Below are 19,046 nucleotides of genomic sequence, written 5' to 3' on the forward strand. Positions count from 1 at the left end.
TCAGCGGCCGGTCGCCCACGTGTAGCGGTGCTCGGGGCGGCCGGTCTCGCCGTAACGCAGACCGAGCCGCACGCGGCCGGTCCGCTCCAGGAGCTTGAGATAGCGCTGGGCGGTCTGCCGGCTCACCCCCGTCCGCTCGGCGATCTCCTGCGCCGAGAGCGGGCCCTCGGCCGCCAGCAGCACCTGGCGCAGCAGTTCGGCGGTGGTGGGGGAGTGCCCCTTGGGCAGGTCGGGCTCGGCGGGGACCGAGAGGGCGCCGAAGATCCGGTCCACCTGGGCCTGTTCGGCCTCGCCACCGTCGTCCAGGGTGCGGCGCAGCGCGGCGTACGCCTCCAGTTTGGTGCGCAGTCCCGCGAAGGTGAACGGTTTGACGAGGTACTGGAGTGCGCCCTGGCGCATCGCGGCCTGGACCGTGGCCACGTCACGGGCGGCCGTCACCATGATCACGTCGGTGTGCAGGCCGAGGCGGCGCAGCTCGCGTACGACGGCGAGACCGTTCTCGTCCGGCAGGTAGTGGTCCAGCAGGACCAGATCGACCGGGCGCTCGGCGATGAGCGCGAGCGCCTCCGCGGCCGAATGCGCCGTCCCCACCACCCGGAAACCGGGAACTTTCGTGGTGTACGCGGCATTGATGTCGGCGACCCGCCGGTCGTCGTCCACGACGAGAACGTCGATCATCGCGCCTCCTGATGCGGGAAGGTCCCGTGCGGACCGTCGGCCGGTGCGGTCCTGTCCGGGGCATGACCCCGTACGGGATCGTCCACCACGACGCCCCCCACCGCCTCGCTCACCGACTCACCCGCCGCCTCACCCAGGGCCTCGCTCAGCGCCTCCGGCAGGACGACGGTGAACTCCGCCCCGCCGCCCGGCGCCGTCGCCACGCGCGCGTGGCCGCCCTGCCGCTCGGCGAACCGGCGGACCAGGGCGAGCCCCAGGCCCCGCTTGCCGTGGGCCGGCAGCTCCTTGGTGGACCAGCCCTCGGTGAAGATCAGTTCGCGGTGGCCTTCGGGGACGCCGGGGCCGCTGTCGACGACCCGCAGCACGGCGGTACGTCCCTCGGCGCGCAGGGTCACGCCGACCGAGGCGTCCGCGGTGCCGACGGCCGCGTCCAGGGCGTTGTCCACGAGGTTCCCGACGACGGTGACGAGGCCGCGCGGGTCGACCAGCCGGTCCGGGAGCAGGGTGTCCGCAGTGATGCGCAGGGCGACCGCGCGCTCGGCCGCCACGGTGGCCTTGCCGACCAGCATCGCCGCCAGCAGCGGGTCGTGGACCTTCTCGGTGACCTGCTCGGCCGTGGTCCGGTGCACCCCGACGACCTCCGTGACGTACTCGACCGCCTCCTGGTGCATCTCCAGCTCCAGCAGACCGAGCAGGGTGTGCAGCCGGTTGGCGTGCTCGTGGTCCTGGGCGCGCAGCGCGTCGATGAGACCGTGGGTGGAGTCCAGCTCGCGCCCCAGGCGTTCCAGCTCGGTGCGGTCGCGGAGGGTGGCGACGGCCCCGCCGTCGTCGGTCGGCATCCGGTTGGCGACCAGGACGCGGTGGCCGCGTACGGTCAGCAGGTCGGTGCCCCGGACGCGCCCGGTGAGGACATCGGTCGTCCGCCCGGCGCCCAGCACCTCGTCCAGCGGGCGCCCGGCGGCCTCGGGGCCGACGCCGAGCAGCCGCTGGGCCTCGTCGTTGAGCAGCCGGACGCGGCCGCCGCGGTCGAGTGCCACCACACCTTCGCGGATCGAGTGCAGCATCGCCTCGCGCTCCGCCAGCAACGCCGAGATATCCGAGAAGGCCAGGTCACGGGTCTGCTTCTGGATCCGGCGGGAGATCAGGTAGGCGGCGAGCGCACCGGCCGCGAGGGCACCGCCCGCGTAGGCGAGCAGCCCGGGGATGGCGGCGAGGAGCCGGGCGCGCACGCTGTCGTACTCGATCCCGACCGACACCGCCCCGACGATGGCCCCGCCGGCGTCCCGCAGCGGCACCTTGCCGCGCGCGGAGCGGCCCAGCGTGCCGCTGTCGATCTCCATCACGTCCTCGCCCGCCAGCGCGTCGCTGGGGTCGGTGGAGACGACTCTGCCGAGCTGACGGCCGTCCGGGTGCGACCAGCGCACCCCGCGCCGGTCCATGACCACCACGTACTCGGCGCCGGTGGCCCGGCGGATCCGTTCGGCCTCGCGCTGCACGGGGCCGTCGGTGGCGGGCCCGGACGCGACGAGGTCGGCGGCGAGCCGCGGCTGCGCGGCCGTGGACTGGGCGATGGCCAGCGCCCGGCGCATCGCCTGGTCGTCGAGCTGGTGGCTGAGCGGGGCGAGGAACAGGCCGGTCGCGAGCACGGTGACACCGGCGGCGATGGCCAGCTGCATCAGCAGCACCTGGGAGAAGACGCGCCGGGGCCGGCCGAACCGCCGCCGTCCGGGTGGGGGCGTGCTGGGGACGGCACTCATGCCTATGCACGGTAGACGGCGGATCGGCGCATTCCGAAATCTGTTCGGTCTGTGGGCAGCGGCGGGTGACGGTCGTCGTTCCGCCACACGGCTACGTAAATGGCTTGCATGGTTTGCGGTGAACTTGCGGCCATCCGGCAGCCGCTCTGGAAATCCGCAGGACCCGCCGCTGATGCGCGCGAAAGCGAGCGTCCGGTCGGCGGAGGAGGCGCGGAGAGCGGCCGGTTCACGGGGTGAGAGCCATGGACGACATGACATATCTCTGCAACTCTCTGACCGCCCAACGCAAAAGACTTCTCTCATCCCGCAGAAACTTCGGTGCAGCACATTCGGTGCGGAACCCTACCCGTACGGATCGGGGACTCATGAGAATCCACCCCTGGACAGGGCGGGCACGGATACGGGCGCTCTTCGCCGCCGTGATCGCCACCAGTCTGATGATGGTCGGTTGGCCGTCGCTCTCCGCCTCGGCGGCCGGCGGTCCCGATCTGGCGGCGGGCAGGCCGGCCGCCGCCTCCAGCGCCAACACCCCCCACACCGCCGCCACCATCACCGACGGCAACGCCTCGACCTACTGGGAGAGCTCCGGCAGCGCCTTCCCGCAGTGGGTGCAGGCCGATCTCGGCGCCTCCGCGCGCGTGGACGAGGTCGTCCTCAGACTCCCGGCCGGGTGGGAGGCCCGGCAGCAGACCCTCGCGGTGCAGGGCAGCGCGGACGGGACCGGCTTCACCACCTTGGTGGGCGCCGCCGCGTACAGCTTCGGCCCGGGGTCGGGCAACACCGTGAAGATAGCTTTCCCCGCAGCCCTCACACGGTTCGTCCGGATCGACATCCGGGCGAACACCGGCTGGCCCGCGGCCCAGCTCGCCGAGCTGGAGGTGCACGCGGCGGGCGACACGAGCGGCAACCTCGCCCTCGGCAGGACGCTGACCGCCTCCGGCCACACGCAGACGTATGTGCCGGGCAACGCAGGCGACGGTGACCGGGCCACTTACTGGGAGAGCGCCAACGGCGCGCTGCCCCAGTGGATCCAGGCCGACCTCGGCGCCTCCGTCCGGATCGACCGGGTGGTGCTGCGGCTGCCGGACGGCTGGGGCGCCCGTACCCAGACCCTGAAGATCCAGGGCTCGGCCAACGGCACCGACTTCACCGATCTGACCGCCTTCCGGGGGTACGAGTTCAGCGCGGCCACCGGCCGGTCCGCCACCCTCGCCCTCGACGCGGTCACCACCCGGTACGTACGGGTCCTGGTGAGCGCCAACACCGGGCAGCCGGCCGGCCAGCTCTCGGAGCTGGAGGTCTACGGCCCCGCCACCGGCGACACCGAGCCGCCCACGGCCCCGCGGAACCTCGCGTACACCGAGCCCGCCACCGGCCAGATCCGCCTCACCTGGGACGCCTCGACCGACGACAGGGCCGTGAGCGGATACGACGTGTACGCCAACGGGGAGCTGCGCACCAGCGTGGCCGGGAACACCACCGCGTACACCGACACCCAGCCCACCGGCGTGACCGTCGCGTACTACGTACGCGCGAGGGACGCGGCGGGGAACCGGTCCGCCGACAGCAACACCGTCACGCGCAAGGCCGACACCGGCGACACCCAGGCACCCACCGCGCCCGCGGACCTCGCCTTCACCGAGCCGTCGAGCGGCCGGATCGCCCTGACCTGGCAGGCCTCGGCCGACAACGTGGGCGTCACCGCCTATGAGGTCTATGCCAACCAGACCCTGGTCACGAGCGTGGCCGGGAACGTCACCGCCTACACCGACACCCAGCCCGCGAGCCTGACCGTCTCGTACTACGTACGGGCCAGGGACGCGGCCGGGAACCGGTCCGGGGCCAGCAACACCGTGACCCGCAACGGGAGTTCCGGCGGCGACGGCTCCAACCTCGCGGTGGGCAAGCCGATCACGGCCTCCTCGGTGATCCAGGGCTTCGTCGCGGAGAACGCCAATGACAACAGCCTGACCACGTACTGGGAGGGCGCCGCCGCCGGCTATCCGAACACGCTCACCGTGAAGCTCGGCGCCAACGCCGACACCGGCTCGGTGGTGCTCAAGCTCAACCCCGACAGCAGCTGGGGCACCCGGACGCAGAACATCCAGGTCCTCGGCCGCGAGCAGAGCGCGACCGGGTACACCGCTCTGGTCGTCGCCAAGGACTACACCTTCAGCCCGTCCAGCGGGAACACGGTGACGATCCCGGTCGCCGCGCGGGTCGCGGACGTGCAGCTGAGGTTCACCGCCAACTCGGGTGCCACGGCCGGGCAGGTCGCGGAGTTCCAGGTCATCGGAGTGCCCGCGCCCAACCCGGATCTGGAGATCACGGCCCTGAGCGCCGCACCCGTCACTCCGGTGGAGTCGGACGCCGTCACGCTCTCCGCGACCGTGCACAACCGGGGGACCTCGGCCTCGGCCGCCACCACGGTGGCCTTCCGGCTCGGCGGGGCCACGGCGGGCACCGCGAGCGCCGGCGCGCTGGCCGCCGGAGCCTCCCGGACCGTGACGGCGAACATCGGATCGCGCGACGCGGGAACTTATGCGCTGGGCGCCTCCGTTGATCCGGACAACAGCGTCATCGAGCAGAACGACTCCAACAACAGCATCACCGGTTCCCCCCTGGTGATCAAACCGGTGGCCTCCTCCGACCTGGTCGCCTCCGGAGTGGGCTGGTCCCCGAGCGCCCCCTCGGCGGGCCAGTCGGTGTCCTTCTCGGTGACCGTGAAGAACCAGGGCACGGTGGCGTCCGCCGGCGGCTCCCACGCCGTGACGCTCACCGTCCTGGACGCGGCGGGCGCCCCGGTGAAGACCCTCACCGGCGCCTACAGCGGAACGATCGCGGCGGGCGCGAGCTCCTCCGCGGTGGACCTCGGCGGCTGGACGGCGGCCAACGGCAGATACACGGTGAAGGTGGTGATCGCGGACGACGGCAACGAACTACCGGTGAAGCGCGGCAACAACACCAGCACACACCCGCTCTTCGTGGGACGTGGCGCCAACATGCCGTACGACACGTACGAGGCGGAGGACGGGGTGACGGGCGGCGGGGCCAGGGTCGTCGGGCCCAACCGGACCATCGGCGACCTCGCGGGCGAGGCCTCCGGCCGCAGGGCCGTCACCCTCGACAGCACGGGCAGCTATGTGGAGTTCACGACCAGGGCACCCACCAACACCCTGGTCACCCGGTTCTCGATCCCGGACGCGCCGGGCGGCGGGGGCATCGACTCCACGCTGGACGTCTATGTGAACGGCACCTTCCGCAAGGCCGTCGACCTGACGTCCAGGTACGCCTGGCTGTACGGCGCCGAGGCGGGGCCCGGCAACTCCCCGGGCTCGGGCGCGCCCCGCCACGTCTACGACGAGGCGAACGTGCTGCTGGGCGACACCGTGCCCAAGGGCGCGACGATCCGGTTGCAGAAGGACGCCGCGAACACCTCCTCGTACGCGATCGACTTCATCAGCCTGGAGCAGGCGTCCCCGGTCGCCGACCCGGACCCGGCGACGTACACCGTGCCCGCCGGGTTCGGACACCAGGACGTGCAGAACGCGCTGGACAAGGTGCGGATGGACACCACCGGCAAGCTGGTCGGCGTCTATCTGCCGCCCGGCGACTACCAGACGTCGAGCAAGTTCCAGGTGTACGGCAAGGCGGTGAAGGTGGTCGGGGCCGGACCCTGGTTCACCCGGTTCCACGCGCCGGCGGGGCAGGAGAACACCGACATCGGTTTCCGGGCCGAGAACACCGCCAACGGCTCGGTGTTCACCGGCTTCGCGTACTTCGGCAACTACACCTCCCGCATCGACGGGCCGGGGAAGGTCTTCGACTTCTCCAACGTCGCGGACATGAGCATCGACGACGTCTGGGCCGAGCACCAGGTGTGCCTGTACTGGGGGGCCAACACCGATCGGATCACCATCAGGAACACCCGGATCCGCGACACCTTCGCCGACGGCGTCAACATGACCAACGGGTCCACGGACAACCACGTGGTCAACAACGAGGCCCGGGCCACCGGCGACGACAGCTTCGCGCTGTTCTCGGCGATCGACGCGGGCGGCGCGGACGAGAAGAACAACGTCTACGAGAACCTGACCTCGCTGCTGACCTGGCGGGCCGCGGGAGTGGCCGTCTACGGCGGGTACGACAACACCTTCCGCAACATCCGGATCGCGGACACGCTGGTCTACGCCGGGATCACCGTCAGCTCGCTGGACTTCGGCTACCCGATGAACGGCTTCGGGACCGGGCCGACGACCTTCGACGGCGTCACGATCGAGCGGGCCGGGGGCCACTTCTGGGGAGCGCAGACGTTCCCCGCGATCTGGCTCTTCTCCGCCTCCAAGGTGTTCCAGGGGATCCGGATCAACCATGTCGACATCGTCTCGCCGACGTACAGCGGGGTGATGTTCCAGACCAATTACGTGGGAGGGCAGCCGCAGTTCCCGATCAAGGACACCGTCCTGAGCGACATCGGCATCACCGGGGCGCACCGCAGCGGTGACGTCTACGACGCCAAGTCCGGGTTCGGCCTGTGGGCGAACGAGATGCCGGAGGCGGGGCAGGGCCCGGCGGTCGGCGAGGTCACGTTCAACGGGCTGAGGTTCGCGGACAACGCGCAGGACATCAGGAACACCACGTCCACCTTCAAGATCAACATCAATCCGTAGGGGAGGTCGGGTCACGCCGTCGGATGCCGCCCTGAGCTTCCTCCGGGCGGCATCCCGCTCTACGCAAGCGGCTTGCACCGCTTGCGCTAGTCTTGCGCGCATGACGCGACGACTTGCTCAGGTGGCCAAGAAGGTCGGGGTCAGCGAGGCCACGGTCAGCCGGGTGCTCAACGGCAAGCCGGGGGTCTCCGAGTCCACCCGGCAGGCCGTGCTCACCGCCCTTGACATCCTCGGCTACGAGCGGCCCACCCAGCTGCGCGGCGAGCGCGCCCGGCTCGTCGGGCTGGTCCTGCCGGAGCTCCAGAACCCGATCTTCCCGGCGTTCGCCGAGGTTATCGGGGGCGCGCTCGCCCAGCAGGGGCTCACCCCGGTGCTCTGCACCCAGACCAAGGGCGGGGTCTCCGAGGCCGACTACGTGGAGCTGCTGCTCCAGCAGCAGGTCTCCGGTGTGGTCTTCGCGGGCGGCCTCTTCGCGCAGATGGACGCCCCGCACGGGCACTACCAGCAGCTCGCCGACCGCAAGGTGCCCGTCGTCCTGATCAACGCCTCCATAGAGCACCTCGACTTCCCCTGTGTGGCCTGCGACGACGCCGTGGCGGTGGAGCAGGCCTGGCGCCATCTGGTCTCGCTCGGCCACCGGCGCATCGGCCTGGTGCTCGGACCGCCCGACCACGTGCCGTCCCGGCGCAAGCTCGACGCCGCCCGCGCGCTGGCCGAGGCGGCGGGTGAGGCGCTGCCCGAGGAGTGCGTGGAGCGGGCGATGTTCTCCCTGGAGGGCGGCCAGGCCGCCGCCTCGCGCCTGCTGGAGCGGGGCGTCACCGGCATCGTCTGCGCCAGCGACCCGCTGGCCCTCGGTGCCGTCCGGGCGGCCCGCCGCCGGGGCCTGGACGTGCCGCGTGACGTGTCGGTGGTGGGGTACGACGACTCCGCCTTCATGAACTGCACCGAGCCGCCGCTGACCACCGTGCGCCAGCCCATCGAGGCGATGGGGCGGGCCGCGGTGGAGCTGCTGTCCGCCCAGATCGGCGGCGGTGTGGTGCCGCCGGGCGAGCTGCTCTTCGAGCCCGAGCTGGTGGTGCGGGGCTCCACGGCGCAGGTGCCGCGCAGGCCGTAGCCTCCCCCCAACTCCTCGACGCGCCGGGCGACTTCGCCCGGCGCGTTCGTGTGTGCGGAACGCCGTCGCACGACTGTCAATCATTTGCAAATTTCGCGCGAGATATTGCGCCCATGGGGGGTCGGTGGTTGAGTGTGCCGCGCCCCGGGAGCCCGTCGGCCGGGGCCCTCCACGCTGAGCCCGAAGGGGACCACCGATGAGACGCACCCGGCTCCGCCCCGCCCGCATACCGCGCCACACCCCGGCCACGGCCCTGCTCTGCACGGCCGCCCTCACCGTCCTGGCCGCCTGCGGCACCAGCAGCAGCGGGGGCGGCACCCCCGACGGCTCGGGCAACGCGGGCGCGTCCGACCCGGCGGCCCCGCTCGACCCGCGGACCAGGGTCACGCTGACCATCGACTGCATGCCGCCGGCCGCCAAGGCGGCCGAGCTGAAGGAGTGGAAGGAGGACGTCGCCACCTTCAACAAGACGTACCCGAACGTCAGGATCGTCGGGAGGTCGACGCCCGGCCAGTGCGAGGAACCCGCCCGGTTCACCGCGATGCTCAAGGCCAAGTCCCAGCCCGACGTGTTCTACACGTACTTCACCGACCTCCAGCAGGTCCTCGACAACGACGGCGCCGCCGACATCTCCGCGTACGTCACCCAGAAGTCGGTCCCCGCGCTCGCCGGCATCGACCCGGGCGTCCTCGGCGTACTGAAGAAGGACGGCAAGCTCTACGGCCTGCCGACCAGCAACTACCGGATGGGCCTGCTCATCAACCGGGGGCTCTTCCGGCGCGCCGGGCTCGATCCCGACAAGCCGCCCGCCACCTGGGCCGAGGTCCGCACCGCCGCCAGGGCCATCGCCGCCCTGGGCGGCGGCGTCCACGGCTACGGCGACTACAGCGCCGAGAACACCGGCGGCTGGCACTTCACCGCAGCGCTCTACGGCCTCGGCGGCGACGTGGTCTCCGCCGACGGCACCAAGGCCGCCTTCGACACCGACCTCGGCCGCCAGGTCGTGCGCAACCTGCACGAGATGCGCTGGACGGACGCGAGCATGAGCAAGACGCAGCTGCTGAAGTGGGGCGACCTCCAGAAGCAGATCACCGCCGACAAGCTCGGCATGTTCCTCGCGGCGCCCGACGACATCGCGTACATGGTCCAGCAACTCGGCGCCCGCTACGAGAACTTCGGCATGGGCCCCATCCCCGGCGGCAGGGCCACCCTCGGTGGCGGCAACGGCTACATGATCAAGAAGGGCAGCTCGCCCGACAAGATCAAGGCGGCCGTCGCCTGGCTCAACCTCAAGACGCTCTCCCCGGGCAGGGGCCAGTTCGACTGGGCCCGCACCAAGGCGGACGGCCTGCCGGTCGGCGTCCCCCAGCCGAACTTCTTCCTCGGCCCCACCAAGACCGCCGACGACAGGGCGCGCGCCGCCAACGCGACCATGCCGGTCGCCAACTTCAGGGCCTACATGGACAACCCGGTCCCCGGAAAGGCCGAGCCCCCCAAGGCGCAGGAGATCTACAAGGTCCTCGACAACGTGATGTCCGGGGTCCTCACCAACAAAAACGCGGACGCCGACAAGCTGCTGGCCACCGCCGCCTCTCAGGTCGACCAGGTCCTGGCGAACCGATGACGAGAACGGCCGGGCCGGTGCCGGGGCTGCTCAGGCGCCAGCTGACCGCACACGGCTTCCTGATCGGCGCCGTCCTCTGCTTCGCCTTCTTCTCCTGGTACCCGATGGCCCGCGAGTTCGTCCTGGCCTTCCAGAAGACGAAGGACGGGCGGACCACCTGGGCCGGCTGGTCCAACCTCACCTACGTCTTCCACGACCCGGCGTTCTGGCAGGCCTGGCGCAACACGCTGCTGTTCACCGGACTCGCGCTGGTGCTCGGCTTCGCCGTCCCGTTCCTGGTCGCCGTCCTGCTCAACGAGTTCCGGCACGGTCAGGGGTATCTCCGGCTGCTGGTCTATCTGCCGGTGATGCTGCCGCCGGTCGCCTCGGTGCTGCTCTTCAAGTACTTCTACGACCCGGGCTACGGGCTCTTCAACCGGATTCTCGAACTGGTACACCTGCCCGCGCAGCAGTGGCTCCAGTCCACCGACACCGCGATGATCTCCGTGGTGATCGCCGCGACCTGGATGAACATGGGCGGCGCGACGCTGATCTACCTGGCGGCGCTCCAGGGGATACCGGGGGAGCTGTACGAGGCGGCGGAGCTGGACGGGGCCGGGCTGCTGCGCAAGATCTGGCACGTCACCATCCCGCAGACCCGGCTGATCCTCTCGCTGATGTTCCTCATGCAGATCATCGCGACGATGCAGGTGTTCACCGAACCGTTCCTGCTGACCAACGGCGCGGGCCCGGAGGGCTCCACCACGACCGTGGTCTATCTCATCTACCAGTACGCCTTCAACTTCAACAACTACGGCGGCGCGGCCGCGCTCGGCCTGTGCCTGCTCGTGCTCCTGACGGGCTTCTCGGCGCTGTACGTACGCCTGAGCCGCACCGCCGACGACCAGGGCTAGGACCAGCGCCGGCACCGGCACCAACACCAGCACCGAGACAGGACGGATGGTGGCACACCCGTGTCGACACGCACCCTCATCTCACCGGCCACCCTCGGCCGGACCCGGGGCAAGGTCCTCTACTGGACCGCCTTCGTCCTGGTGACGGCCCTCTTCACCCTCGTCTTCGTCGGACCGCTCTACTGGATGGCCGTCAACGGGCTGAAGTCCACCGACGAGTTCACCCGGATCCCGCCCACCCTGGTCCCGCACGGCGTGCACACCGACAACTACCGCCATGCCTGGCAGGTGATGGACCTGGCGCGGCTGCTGAGGAACACCCTCTGGTACGCGTTCGGCGCGCTCGTCCTCCAACTGGTCCTGGACGTCTCCGCCGCCTACTCGCTCTCGCGCCTCCGCCCGCTGTTCGGCAGGGCCATCCTGGGGATGATGCTGGCCACGCTGATGATCCCGGCCGCCGTCCTGGTCGTACCGCAGTATCTGACCGTCCTGGACGTGCCGGTCTTCCGGCGCAACCTCCTCAACACGCCCTGGGTGATCTGGCTGCCGTCGGTCACCAACGCCTTCAACATCTTCCTGCTGAAGCGGTTCTTCGACTCCATCCCGCGCGAACTGCTGGACGCCGCCGCCGTCGACGGGGCGTCGCCGCTGCGGACCCTGCGGTCGGTGGTGCTGCCGGTCTCCCGGCCGATCCTCGGCGTCGTCTCCATCTTCGCGGTGGTCGGCGTCTGGAAGGACTTCCTCTGGCCGATGCTCACCCTGCCCGAGCCCTCCAGGCAGACCCTGAACGTCGGCATCTACTCCCTCGCCCAGGGCGTCCCCGAGAACTGGCTGACGGCCGCGCTCGCGACGGCCTCCCTGCCGACCCTCGTCATCTTCCTGATCTTCCAGCGCAACATCATGAGCGGTCTGACCGCGGGCGGCCTCAAGGGCTGACCGGCGCCGCCGCCCTCCCGCTCCGCCGCCGGCCCTCCCGTCCAGGCCCCTCCCGTCCAGGCCACGCCCTCCGGGCCCCGTCCTCCGGGCCACGCGGCGGAATCCTCCCTGCCCGAAAGGACCGTTCCGTGACCGTCCTCGATCCGGAAGACTGGTGGCGCTCGGCCGTCATCTACCAGGTGTACGTCCGCAGCTTCGCCGACGGCGACGGCGACGGCACCGGGGACCTCGCGGGGGTCCGGGCGAAGCTGCCCTACCTCGCCGGACTCGGCGTCGACGCCCTGTGGTTCACCCCCTGGTACCTCTCGCCGCTCGCCGACGGCGGTTACGACGTGGCCGACTACCGCACCATCGACCCGGCCTTCGGCACCCTGGCCGAGGCGGAGAAGCTCATCGCGGAGGCCCGTGAGCTGGGCATGCGCACGATCGTCGACATCGTGCCCAACCACGTCTCGGACCGCCACCCCTGGTTCCGGGCCGCCCTCGCGGCCCGCCCCGGCGGCCCCGAGCGCGCGCTGTTCCACTTCCGCCCCGGGCGCGGGGAGCACGGGGAGCTGCCGCCCAACGACTGGCCCTCGCAGTTCGCGGGCGAGCCGCCGTGGACCCGGGTCGCGGACGGCGAATGGTACCTCCACCTCTTCACCCCCCGGCAGCCCGACCTCAACTGGGCGCATCCGGCGGTCCGCCGGGAGCACGAGGACGTCCTGCGGTTCTGGTTCGAGCGCGGGGTGGCGGGCGTCCGCGTCGACTCCGCGGCCCTGCTCGTCAAGGACCCGGCGCTGCCCGACTTCACCGAGGGCGCCGACCCGCACCCGTACGTCGACGTCGACGGCATCCACGACGTCTACCGTTCGTGGCGCCCGGTGGCCGACGCGTACGGGGGGATCTTCGTCGGGGAGGTGTGGCTGCCCGACAGCGAGCGCTTCGCCCGCTATCTGCGCCCCGACGAGCTGCACACCGCCTTCAACTTCGCCTTCCTCGCCTGCCCCTGGGACGCGGACCGGCTGCGCGGCGCCGTGGACGACACCCTCGCCGAACACGCCCCGGTCGGCGCCCCCGCCACCTGGGTGCTGTGCAACCACGACGTGACGCGCACGGTGACCCGGTACGGGCGCGCGGACACCGGCTTCGACTTCGCCGCCAAGCGCTTCGGCACCCCGGCCGACCTGGCGCTCGGCACCCGCCGGGCCCGGGCCGCCGCCCTGCTCTCGCTCGCCCTGCCCGGCTCGGTCTACCTCTACCAGGGCGAGGAGCTGGGGCTGCCCGAGGCCGACGTCCCGCGCGGGCGCATCCAGGACCCGATGCACTTCCGCTCCGGCGGGACCGACCCGGGCCGCGACGGCTGCCGGGTGCCGCTGCCGTGGACCGCCGAGCCCTGGGCGACGCCGTGGCTGCCGCAGCCGCCCGGATGGGAGGCGTACGCGGCGGACCGCCAGGCCCGGGACCCGGACTCCATGCTCACCCTCCACCGCCGGGCCCTGCGGCTGCGCCGGACCGTGCCCGGCTTCGGGGACGGTCCGCTGACCTGGCTGGACGCGCCGCCCGGGGTCCTCGCCTTCGCCCGTCCGCACGGCCTGCGCTGCCTGGTCAACCTGGCCGAGGCACCGGCCGTACTGCCGCCGCACACCGCGCTGCTGCTCGCCAGCGGTGACCTGGACGCCGACGGACGGCTGCCGCGCGACACGGCCGTGTGGCTGCGGGCATGAATTTCCGGTGTCTTTCCTCTGCGCCGCTATTGGTTCCTTATCCGTTTCTTACGTCCCTTCCTCACACCTCGGGGATGTCCGCCTTGGCACGCACCAGCGTGTCGCGGGTGATGACGACGATCCGCTCGTAATCGGCACGGGCGGCGTCATAGGGCAGCTTGCCGTCCAGGATCTCGGTCATGTCGACGCCGATGATGGCGAAGCTGCCGTCGCTGAGCTCGAAGATGTCGGGGCATGTCTGCCCCGACAGGCTGCCGCGTTCTCGTGGGGAGGCACCGACCCTGCGCACGATATTCACCAGGGACCGTTCCAATGGCTCGGAGGAGTCTGGGACGTAGGACAGACAACCAGACTCGCGCAGGTCGCGGTAGGCCTCCTGGCAATTGGTGAGGATTACCTCAACTGGCTGATGTTTTGCACGATCTCGTCGACACGCCGTCCCAGGCGTGCCTCCTGCGAGCCTTCCTGGAGTACGGCCCGGTGCCGGCGCGTGAACTCCCAGTATTCGCGGAAAATAGGACTGCGGCAGATGACGTGCAGATGTCCGCCGATCTCGCTCTCGCTCGTCGAGCCCGTGCGGTAGGCGTGCAGCACATTGCTGTAGAGGGCGTTCGCGTAGAGGAACTGCCGCTGTTTCACCGGGGGCACCTCCTCCTCGAACGTGTCGAGGACGGCTGCCAGCTCGGGGTCGTCGATGGCCTTGCTGAGCAGGTCGAAGTGGAGCCGGTGCTGGTGGGTGAGGGTGAGCCGGCGGGCCAGCAGCCGGTTCTGGAGGGCAAGCCCGGCGGCGCCCGCGGCGATCGCGAGCCCGGCGAAGACGCCACCCGCGGAGGCCGCGCCGGCCGCCGGGGCGAGCGCGTGGAACCCCGCGCCGAGCGCCAGGCTGAGGGCGGCGGCCAGCGCCACGGCACCCGCCGCGAGCGCCCCCGTCGTCGCCGTGCCGCCGTGCTGTCCGTTTCTGTGCTGGCTGGTCATGTCTCTTCTCCCGTACGACTGTGACTACTGCGGGGCGGTGGGCGGCCCCTGGGTGGCGCCGATCTCCTCATCGATCAGCTCTGCCAATTTCCTTTCGTGGCTGTCCCTGGGGAGAGCGAATTTCAGGTCCCTGGAGAGCGCCCAGTACCGCCGATAGGGTTCGCTGCTCCGTAATGACCTCGCGTGTACGCGCAGTTCCTCGTCCGAATAGCTGCCCCACTGGCGGGCGAGCAACAAGTGCCCGAACGTCAGGTTGGCGAACAGGTACTGTCGTGCCTCCTCGTGAGGGATACCCGGAAAGCCGTTCCACACTGCCGCGAGCGACGGATCCTCCATGGCCATCCGGGTCAGCTGCACATGCAGCGACCGCATATTCGCCTCGGCGCTGCGGTGCAGTTCCTGGCGGGACTGGGTCAGTTCCTCGCGCTGGTCCGCGAGTTCGCGCCGCTGCATGCGCAGTTCCTGGTATTGGAACAGCAGCGCCACCACCAGTATGAGGAAAGCCAGGCCCGAGAAGACCGCGCTCGCCGCGCTGAAATAGTTGCCGATCTGGCTGCGGCCCCCGGCGCGGTCCAGACCGCCCTCGCGCCGCTGCACGGTGTCGATGAGCCAGCCGCTCACCAGGACGGCGGCGGCGCTCACCAGCGCGGTCCCGGCGAGGGTGGCGGCCGTCCAGAGGGCGAACTTCGCGGTACGGCGGAGCCAGGTGGGCGGGGCTGTCGTGGCTGTCACGGGACCTCCCGGGTGTGGGCGCGCCGCCGGTCGCGGCGGCACTCAATCTGCCCGTCTCCTCCCCGGACGACGCGCGGCCGGAAGGAGGGCACGCGCGTTCCGGCCGGGCGCGCGAGCCGCCCCGGTGCGCGCGGGGCGCCCGGACGGCCGGACCGGCCGCGCCCATATCCTGGAGCGTGCCGCGGGATCTTCCCCCACCCCGGGGACCTCCACCCCGGGGCCCCGCACCCCGGGAACCCCCCCGCGCCCCACCCGTACGCGCTGCCCCAGAAAGGTCTTCCCCGTGAGTGCGACCGGTCCGACCCAGCAGATCCCCGTCGTGGTCCTCGCGGGCTTCCTCGGCTCGGGCAAGACCACCCTGCTCAACCATCTGCTGCGGGCCGGCCGGGGCACCCGGATCGGGGCCATCGTCAACGACTTCGGGTCCATCGAGATCGACGCGATGACCGTGGCCGGACAGCTCGGCGACTCCACGCTCTCGCTCGGCAACGGCTGTCTGTGCTGCGCCGTCGACGCGAGCGAGCTCGATGTGTACCTGGAGAAGCTGACCCGGCCCGCCGCCCGGCTCGACGTCCTCGTCATCGAGGCGAGCGGGCTCGCGGAGCCGCAGGAGCTGGTGCGGATGGTGCTGGCCAGCGAGAACCCCCGGGTCGTGTACGGCGGCCTGGTCGAGGTCGTCGACGCGGCCGAGTACGACGCGACCCGCGCGCGCCACCCCGAGATCGACCGCCATCTCGCGGTCGCGGACCTGGTGGTGCTCAACAAGACCGACCGGGTGGCGAGGGCGGAGCTCGACCGGCTGCGGGCATCCCTCGACGGGGGCGCGCCGGTGGTCGAGTCCGTGTACGGGCGGGTCGACCCCGAGCTGTTCTTCGACCGCAGGCCCAGCACCGAGCGGGTCGGCCAGCTCGCCTTCGAGGACCTGCTGGAGGAGGAGGAGACGCCCGAGGGGGAGCACGGGCGGGCCTGCGGGCCCGGGTGCGGCCACACCGCCCATCTGCACACCGGATACGAGTCCGTCGGCTTCACCTCGGCCGTGCCCATGGACCCGCGCCGGCTGATGGCCTTCCTCGACAGCCGCCCCGAGGGCCTCTACCGCATCAAGGGGTTCGTCGACTTCGGCCCGGCCGACCGGCTCAACCGGTACGGCGTCCACGCCGTCGGGCGGTTCCTGCGCTTCTACCCGGAGCCCTGGCCGCCCGGCGAGGAGCGGCTGACCCAGCTCGTCCTCATCGGCTCCGGCATCGACACCGGGGGACTGCGCACGGCCCTGGACGCGGCCGTGGCGGAGCGGCCGCGGGACACCCCGGACGAGGCCGCCATGTGGGGAGTCCTGCGCTACGTCCGCGGGGACGAGGCGGAGGACGCCGATCCGGCGGACGCGGCGCCCGGGGCGGAGGAGGCCTGCGCGGCGGAGACCGCCGAAGAGGACGGCGGGGCCCCGGGCGAGGAGTAACCCCCGCCCGCGGCCCCGCCGCGCTGAGCCGGTCCGCGCCGGCTACAGCGGGGGACCCGCCAGCACCGTCACCGTGTGGCCCAGCGGTGTGCCCGAGCCGTCGCGGCGCGGGTCGGGCTCCGGGAGCTCGGCCGGGGTGCCGTTGGCCTGCGCCGCCTTCGCCGGGGCCGCGCCCGCCCAGGCCAGGACCAGCATGTCCTCGCCCTTCAGGAACCGCTGGCAGCGCACGCCGCCGGTGGCCCGGCCCTTGCGCGGATACTGGTCGAACGGCGTCAGCTTGACCGTCGCCGCCGAGTCCCCGAGCAGCGTGCCGCGCGAGCCCGCCACGGTGAACACCACCGCGTCCTTTGCCGGGTCGACGGCGGTGAACGAGATCACCTTGGCGCCGTCGGCGACCTTGATGCCCGCCATACCGCCCGCCGGGCGGCCCTGCGGGCGCACCTGCGAGGCCTGGTAGCGCAGCAGCTGCGCGTCGTCCGTGATGAAGACCAGGTCCTCCTCGCCGGTGCGCAGCTCGACCGCGCCGACGATCCGGTCGCCGTCCTTGAGGGAGATGACCTCCAGCTCGTCCTTGTTGGCCGGATAGTCCGGCACCACGCGCTTGACCACGCCCTGCTCGGTGCCGATCGCCAGCCCCGGCGACGACTCGTCCAGCGTCGTCAGGCACACCAGCGTCTCGTCGGCCTCCAGCGAGAGGAACTCCGAGACCGGGGCGCCGCCCGAGAGGTTGGGCGCGGCCGCCGTGTCCGGCAGCTGCGGCAGATCGATCACGGCGAGCCGCAGCAGCCGCCCGGCCGAGGTGACCGCGCCGATGTCGCCGCGCTGGGTCGCCGGCACAGCGGAGACGATCACGTCGTGCTTGGTGCGGCGCTCGGCCTCCGTGAGCGGCTCCGCGTTCGCGGTGCGCGCCAGCAGGCCCGTGGAGGAGAGCAGCACCCGGCACGGGTCGTCCGCGACCTCCAGCGGCACGGCCGCGACCGGCGCGCCCGCCGACTCGAGGAGGACCGTACGCCGCTCGGTGCCGAACTTCTTGGCCACCGCGGCCAGTTCGGACGAGACCAGCTTGCGCAGCTCGCTGTCGGACTCCAGGATGCCGGTCAGCTCGTCGATCTCGCCGGTGAGCCGGTCGCGCTCGCTCTCCAGCTCGATGCGGTCGAACTTGGTGAGGCGGCGCAGCGGGGTGTCCAGGATGTACTGCGTCTGGATCTCGCTGAGCGAGAAGTGCTCGATCAGGCGCTGCTTGGCCTGCGCCGAGTTGTCACTCGACCGGATGAGACGGATGACCTCGTCGATGTCGAGGAGCGCGACGAGCAGGCCCTCCACCAGGTGCAGCCGGTCGCGGCGCTTGGTGCGGCGGAACTCGCTGCGCCGGCGCACGACCTCGAAGCGGTGGTCGAGGTAGACCTCGAGCAGCTCCTTGAGGCCCATGGTGAGCGGCTGGCCGTCCACCAGCGCCACGTTGTTGATGCCGAAGGACTCCTCCATCGGCGTCAGCTTGTAGAGCTGCTCCAGGACGGCCTCGGGGACGAAGCCGTTCTTGATCTCGATGACCAGGCGCAGCCCGTGCGAGCGGTCGGTGAGGTCCTTGACGTCGGCGATGCCCTGGAGCTTCTTGGAGCCGACCAGGTCCTTGATCTTGGAGATCACCTTCTCCGGGCCGACCGTGAACGGCAGTTCCGTGACGACCAGGCCCTTGCGGCGCGCCGTCACGTTCTCCACGGACGCCTTGGCGCGGATCTTGAAGGTGCCGCGGCCCGACTCGTACGCGTCCTTGATGCCGGACAGGCCCACGATCCGGCCGCCGGTCGGCAGGTCGGGGCCGGGGACGAAGCGCATCAGCGCTTCCAGGTCCGCGTTGGGGTGGCGGATCAGATGGCGGGCGGCCGCGATGACCTCGCCCAGATTGTGCGGCGGCATGTTGGTCGCCATACCGACCGCGATCCCGGTCGCGCCGTTGACCAGCAGGTTCGGGAAGGCGGCGGGCAGGGCGACCGGCTCCTGCTCCTGGCCGTCGTAGTTCGGCGAGAAGTCGACGGTGTCCTCGTCGATCGACTCGGTCATCAGCTGCGTGGCGTCGGCCATCTTGCACTCGGTGTACCGCATCGCGGCCGGCGGGTCGTCGTTGCCGAGCGAGCCGAAGTTGCCGTGGCCGTCGACGAGCGGCAGGCGCATGGAGAAGGGCTGCGCCATCCGCACCAGCGCGTCGTAGATCGACGCGTCGCCGTGCGGGTGGAGCTTGCCCATGACCTCGCCGACCACGCGCGCGCACTTCACATAGCCGCGCTCGGGGCGCAGCCCCATCTCGTTCATCTGGTAGACGATGCGGCGGTGGACCGGCTTCATGCCGTCGCGGGCGTCCGGCAGGGCCCGCGAGTAGATCACCGAGTAGGCGTACTCGAGAAAGGAGCCCTGCATTTCGTCCACGACGTCGATGTCGAGGATCTTCTCCTCGAAATCGTCCGGCGGCGGGGTCTTCGTGCTGCGGCGGGCCATCGCGGCTGCGGC

The 19,046-nt window shown here is 71.3% G+C and carries 13 protein-coding genes; 7 read left to right on the plus strand and 6 right to left on the minus strand.

Annotated features, from left to right (window positions below; all coding sequences use genetic code 11):
• Together ABZ404_RS16395 and ABZ404_RS16400 are read right to left on the minus strand one after the other, a co-directional pair.
• On the minus strand, positions 1-678 hold the full coding sequence (locus ABZ404_RS16395) for a response regulator (RefSeq protein ID WP_358833985.1): 678 nt from the start codon (positions 676-678) through the stop codon (positions 1-3).
• Entirely contained in the window at positions 675-2,435 is a 1,761-nt protein-coding gene (locus ABZ404_RS16400; protein WP_358833984.1) for a sensor histidine kinase, read from the minus strand. The genes ABZ404_RS16395 and ABZ404_RS16400 overlap by 4 nt, the downstream gene beginning before the upstream one ends.
• Before the next feature lie 437 nt (positions 2,436-2,872).
• Here ABZ404_RS16400 and ABZ404_RS16405 point away from each other — a divergent pair, with 437 nt between their 5' ends.
• From ABZ404_RS16405 to ABZ404_RS16430, 6 genes are all read left to right on the plus strand, one after another.
• Entirely contained in the window at positions 2,873-7,105 is a 4,233-nt protein-coding gene (locus tag ABZ404_RS16405) for a discoidin domain-containing protein (protein WP_358833994.1), read from the plus strand.
• 100 nt (positions 7,106-7,205) lie between these two features.
• A complete protein-coding gene (locus tag ABZ404_RS16410) occupies positions 7,206-8,219 on the plus strand; it encodes a LacI family DNA-binding transcriptional regulator (protein ID WP_358833983.1) in 1,014 nt (337 codons plus the stop codon).
• A 196-nt stretch (positions 8,220-8,415) separates the two neighbouring features.
• A complete protein-coding gene (locus ABZ404_RS16415; RefSeq protein ID WP_358833982.1) occupies positions 8,416-9,843 on the plus strand; it encodes an extracellular solute-binding protein in 1,428 nt (475 codons plus the stop codon).
• The gene (locus ABZ404_RS16420; protein ID WP_358833981.1) at positions 9,840-10,736 is read left to right on the plus strand and encodes a sugar ABC transporter permease; all 897 of its coding nucleotides are present in this window, start codon (positions 9,840-9,842) and stop codon (positions 10,734-10,736) included. Before ABZ404_RS16415 ends, ABZ404_RS16420 begins: the two co-directional genes overlap by 4 nt.
• A gap of 60 nt (positions 10,737-10,796) precedes the next feature.
• Complete coding sequence (locus tag ABZ404_RS16425) at positions 10,797-11,672, plus strand: carbohydrate ABC transporter permease (RefSeq protein ID WP_358833980.1); 876 nt, start codon at positions 10,797-10,799, stop codon at positions 11,670-11,672.
• 128 nt (positions 11,673-11,800) lie between these two features.
• Positions 11,801-13,378, plus strand: a complete 1,578-nt coding sequence (locus tag ABZ404_RS16430; RefSeq protein ID WP_358833979.1) for an alpha-amylase family glycosyl hydrolase — start codon at positions 11,801-11,803, stop codon at positions 13,376-13,378.
• Positions 13,379-13,439: 61 nt separating this feature from the next.
• Here ABZ404_RS16430 and ABZ404_RS16435 read toward each other — a convergent pair whose 3' ends face one another.
• The 3 genes from ABZ404_RS16435 to ABZ404_RS16445 form a co-directional block, all read right to left on the minus strand.
• Positions 13,440-13,676 (minus strand): hypothetical protein, encoded by a 237-nt coding sequence (locus ABZ404_RS16435; RefSeq protein WP_358833978.1) that lies wholly within the window; start codon positions 13,674-13,676, stop codon positions 13,440-13,442.
• Between the two features lie 95 nt (positions 13,677-13,771).
• Complete coding sequence (locus tag ABZ404_RS16440; RefSeq protein WP_358990485.1) at positions 13,772-14,353, minus strand: DUF6082 family protein; 582 nt, start codon at positions 14,351-14,353, stop codon at positions 13,772-13,774.
• Between the two features lie 24 nt (positions 14,354-14,377).
• Entirely contained in the window at positions 14,378-15,085 is a 708-nt protein-coding gene (locus ABZ404_RS16445; RefSeq protein ID WP_358837944.1) for a DUF6082 family protein, read from the minus strand.
• A 283-nt stretch (positions 15,086-15,368) separates the two neighbouring features.
• Here ABZ404_RS16445 and ABZ404_RS16450 point away from each other — a divergent pair, with 283 nt between their 5' ends.
• Positions 15,369-16,541 (plus strand): CobW family GTP-binding protein, encoded by a 1,173-nt coding sequence (locus ABZ404_RS16450; RefSeq protein ID WP_358834305.1) that lies wholly within the window; start codon positions 15,369-15,371, stop codon positions 16,539-16,541.
• Positions 16,542-16,583: 42 nt separating this feature from the next.
• On the opposite strand, the gene ABZ404_RS16455 is transcribed toward ABZ404_RS16450, so the two are convergent.
• The gene (locus tag ABZ404_RS16455; protein WP_358834304.1) at positions 16,584-19,034 is read right to left on the minus strand and encodes a DNA topoisomerase IV subunit A; all 2,451 of its coding nucleotides are present in this window, start codon (positions 19,032-19,034) and stop codon (positions 16,584-16,586) included.
• Positions 19,035-19,046: the final 12 nt, after the last annotated feature.

The organism is Streptomyces sp. NPDC005878, assembly GCF_040629815.1.
Classification (GTDB): domain Bacteria; phylum Actinomycetota; class Actinomycetes; order Streptomycetales; family Streptomycetaceae; genus Streptomyces.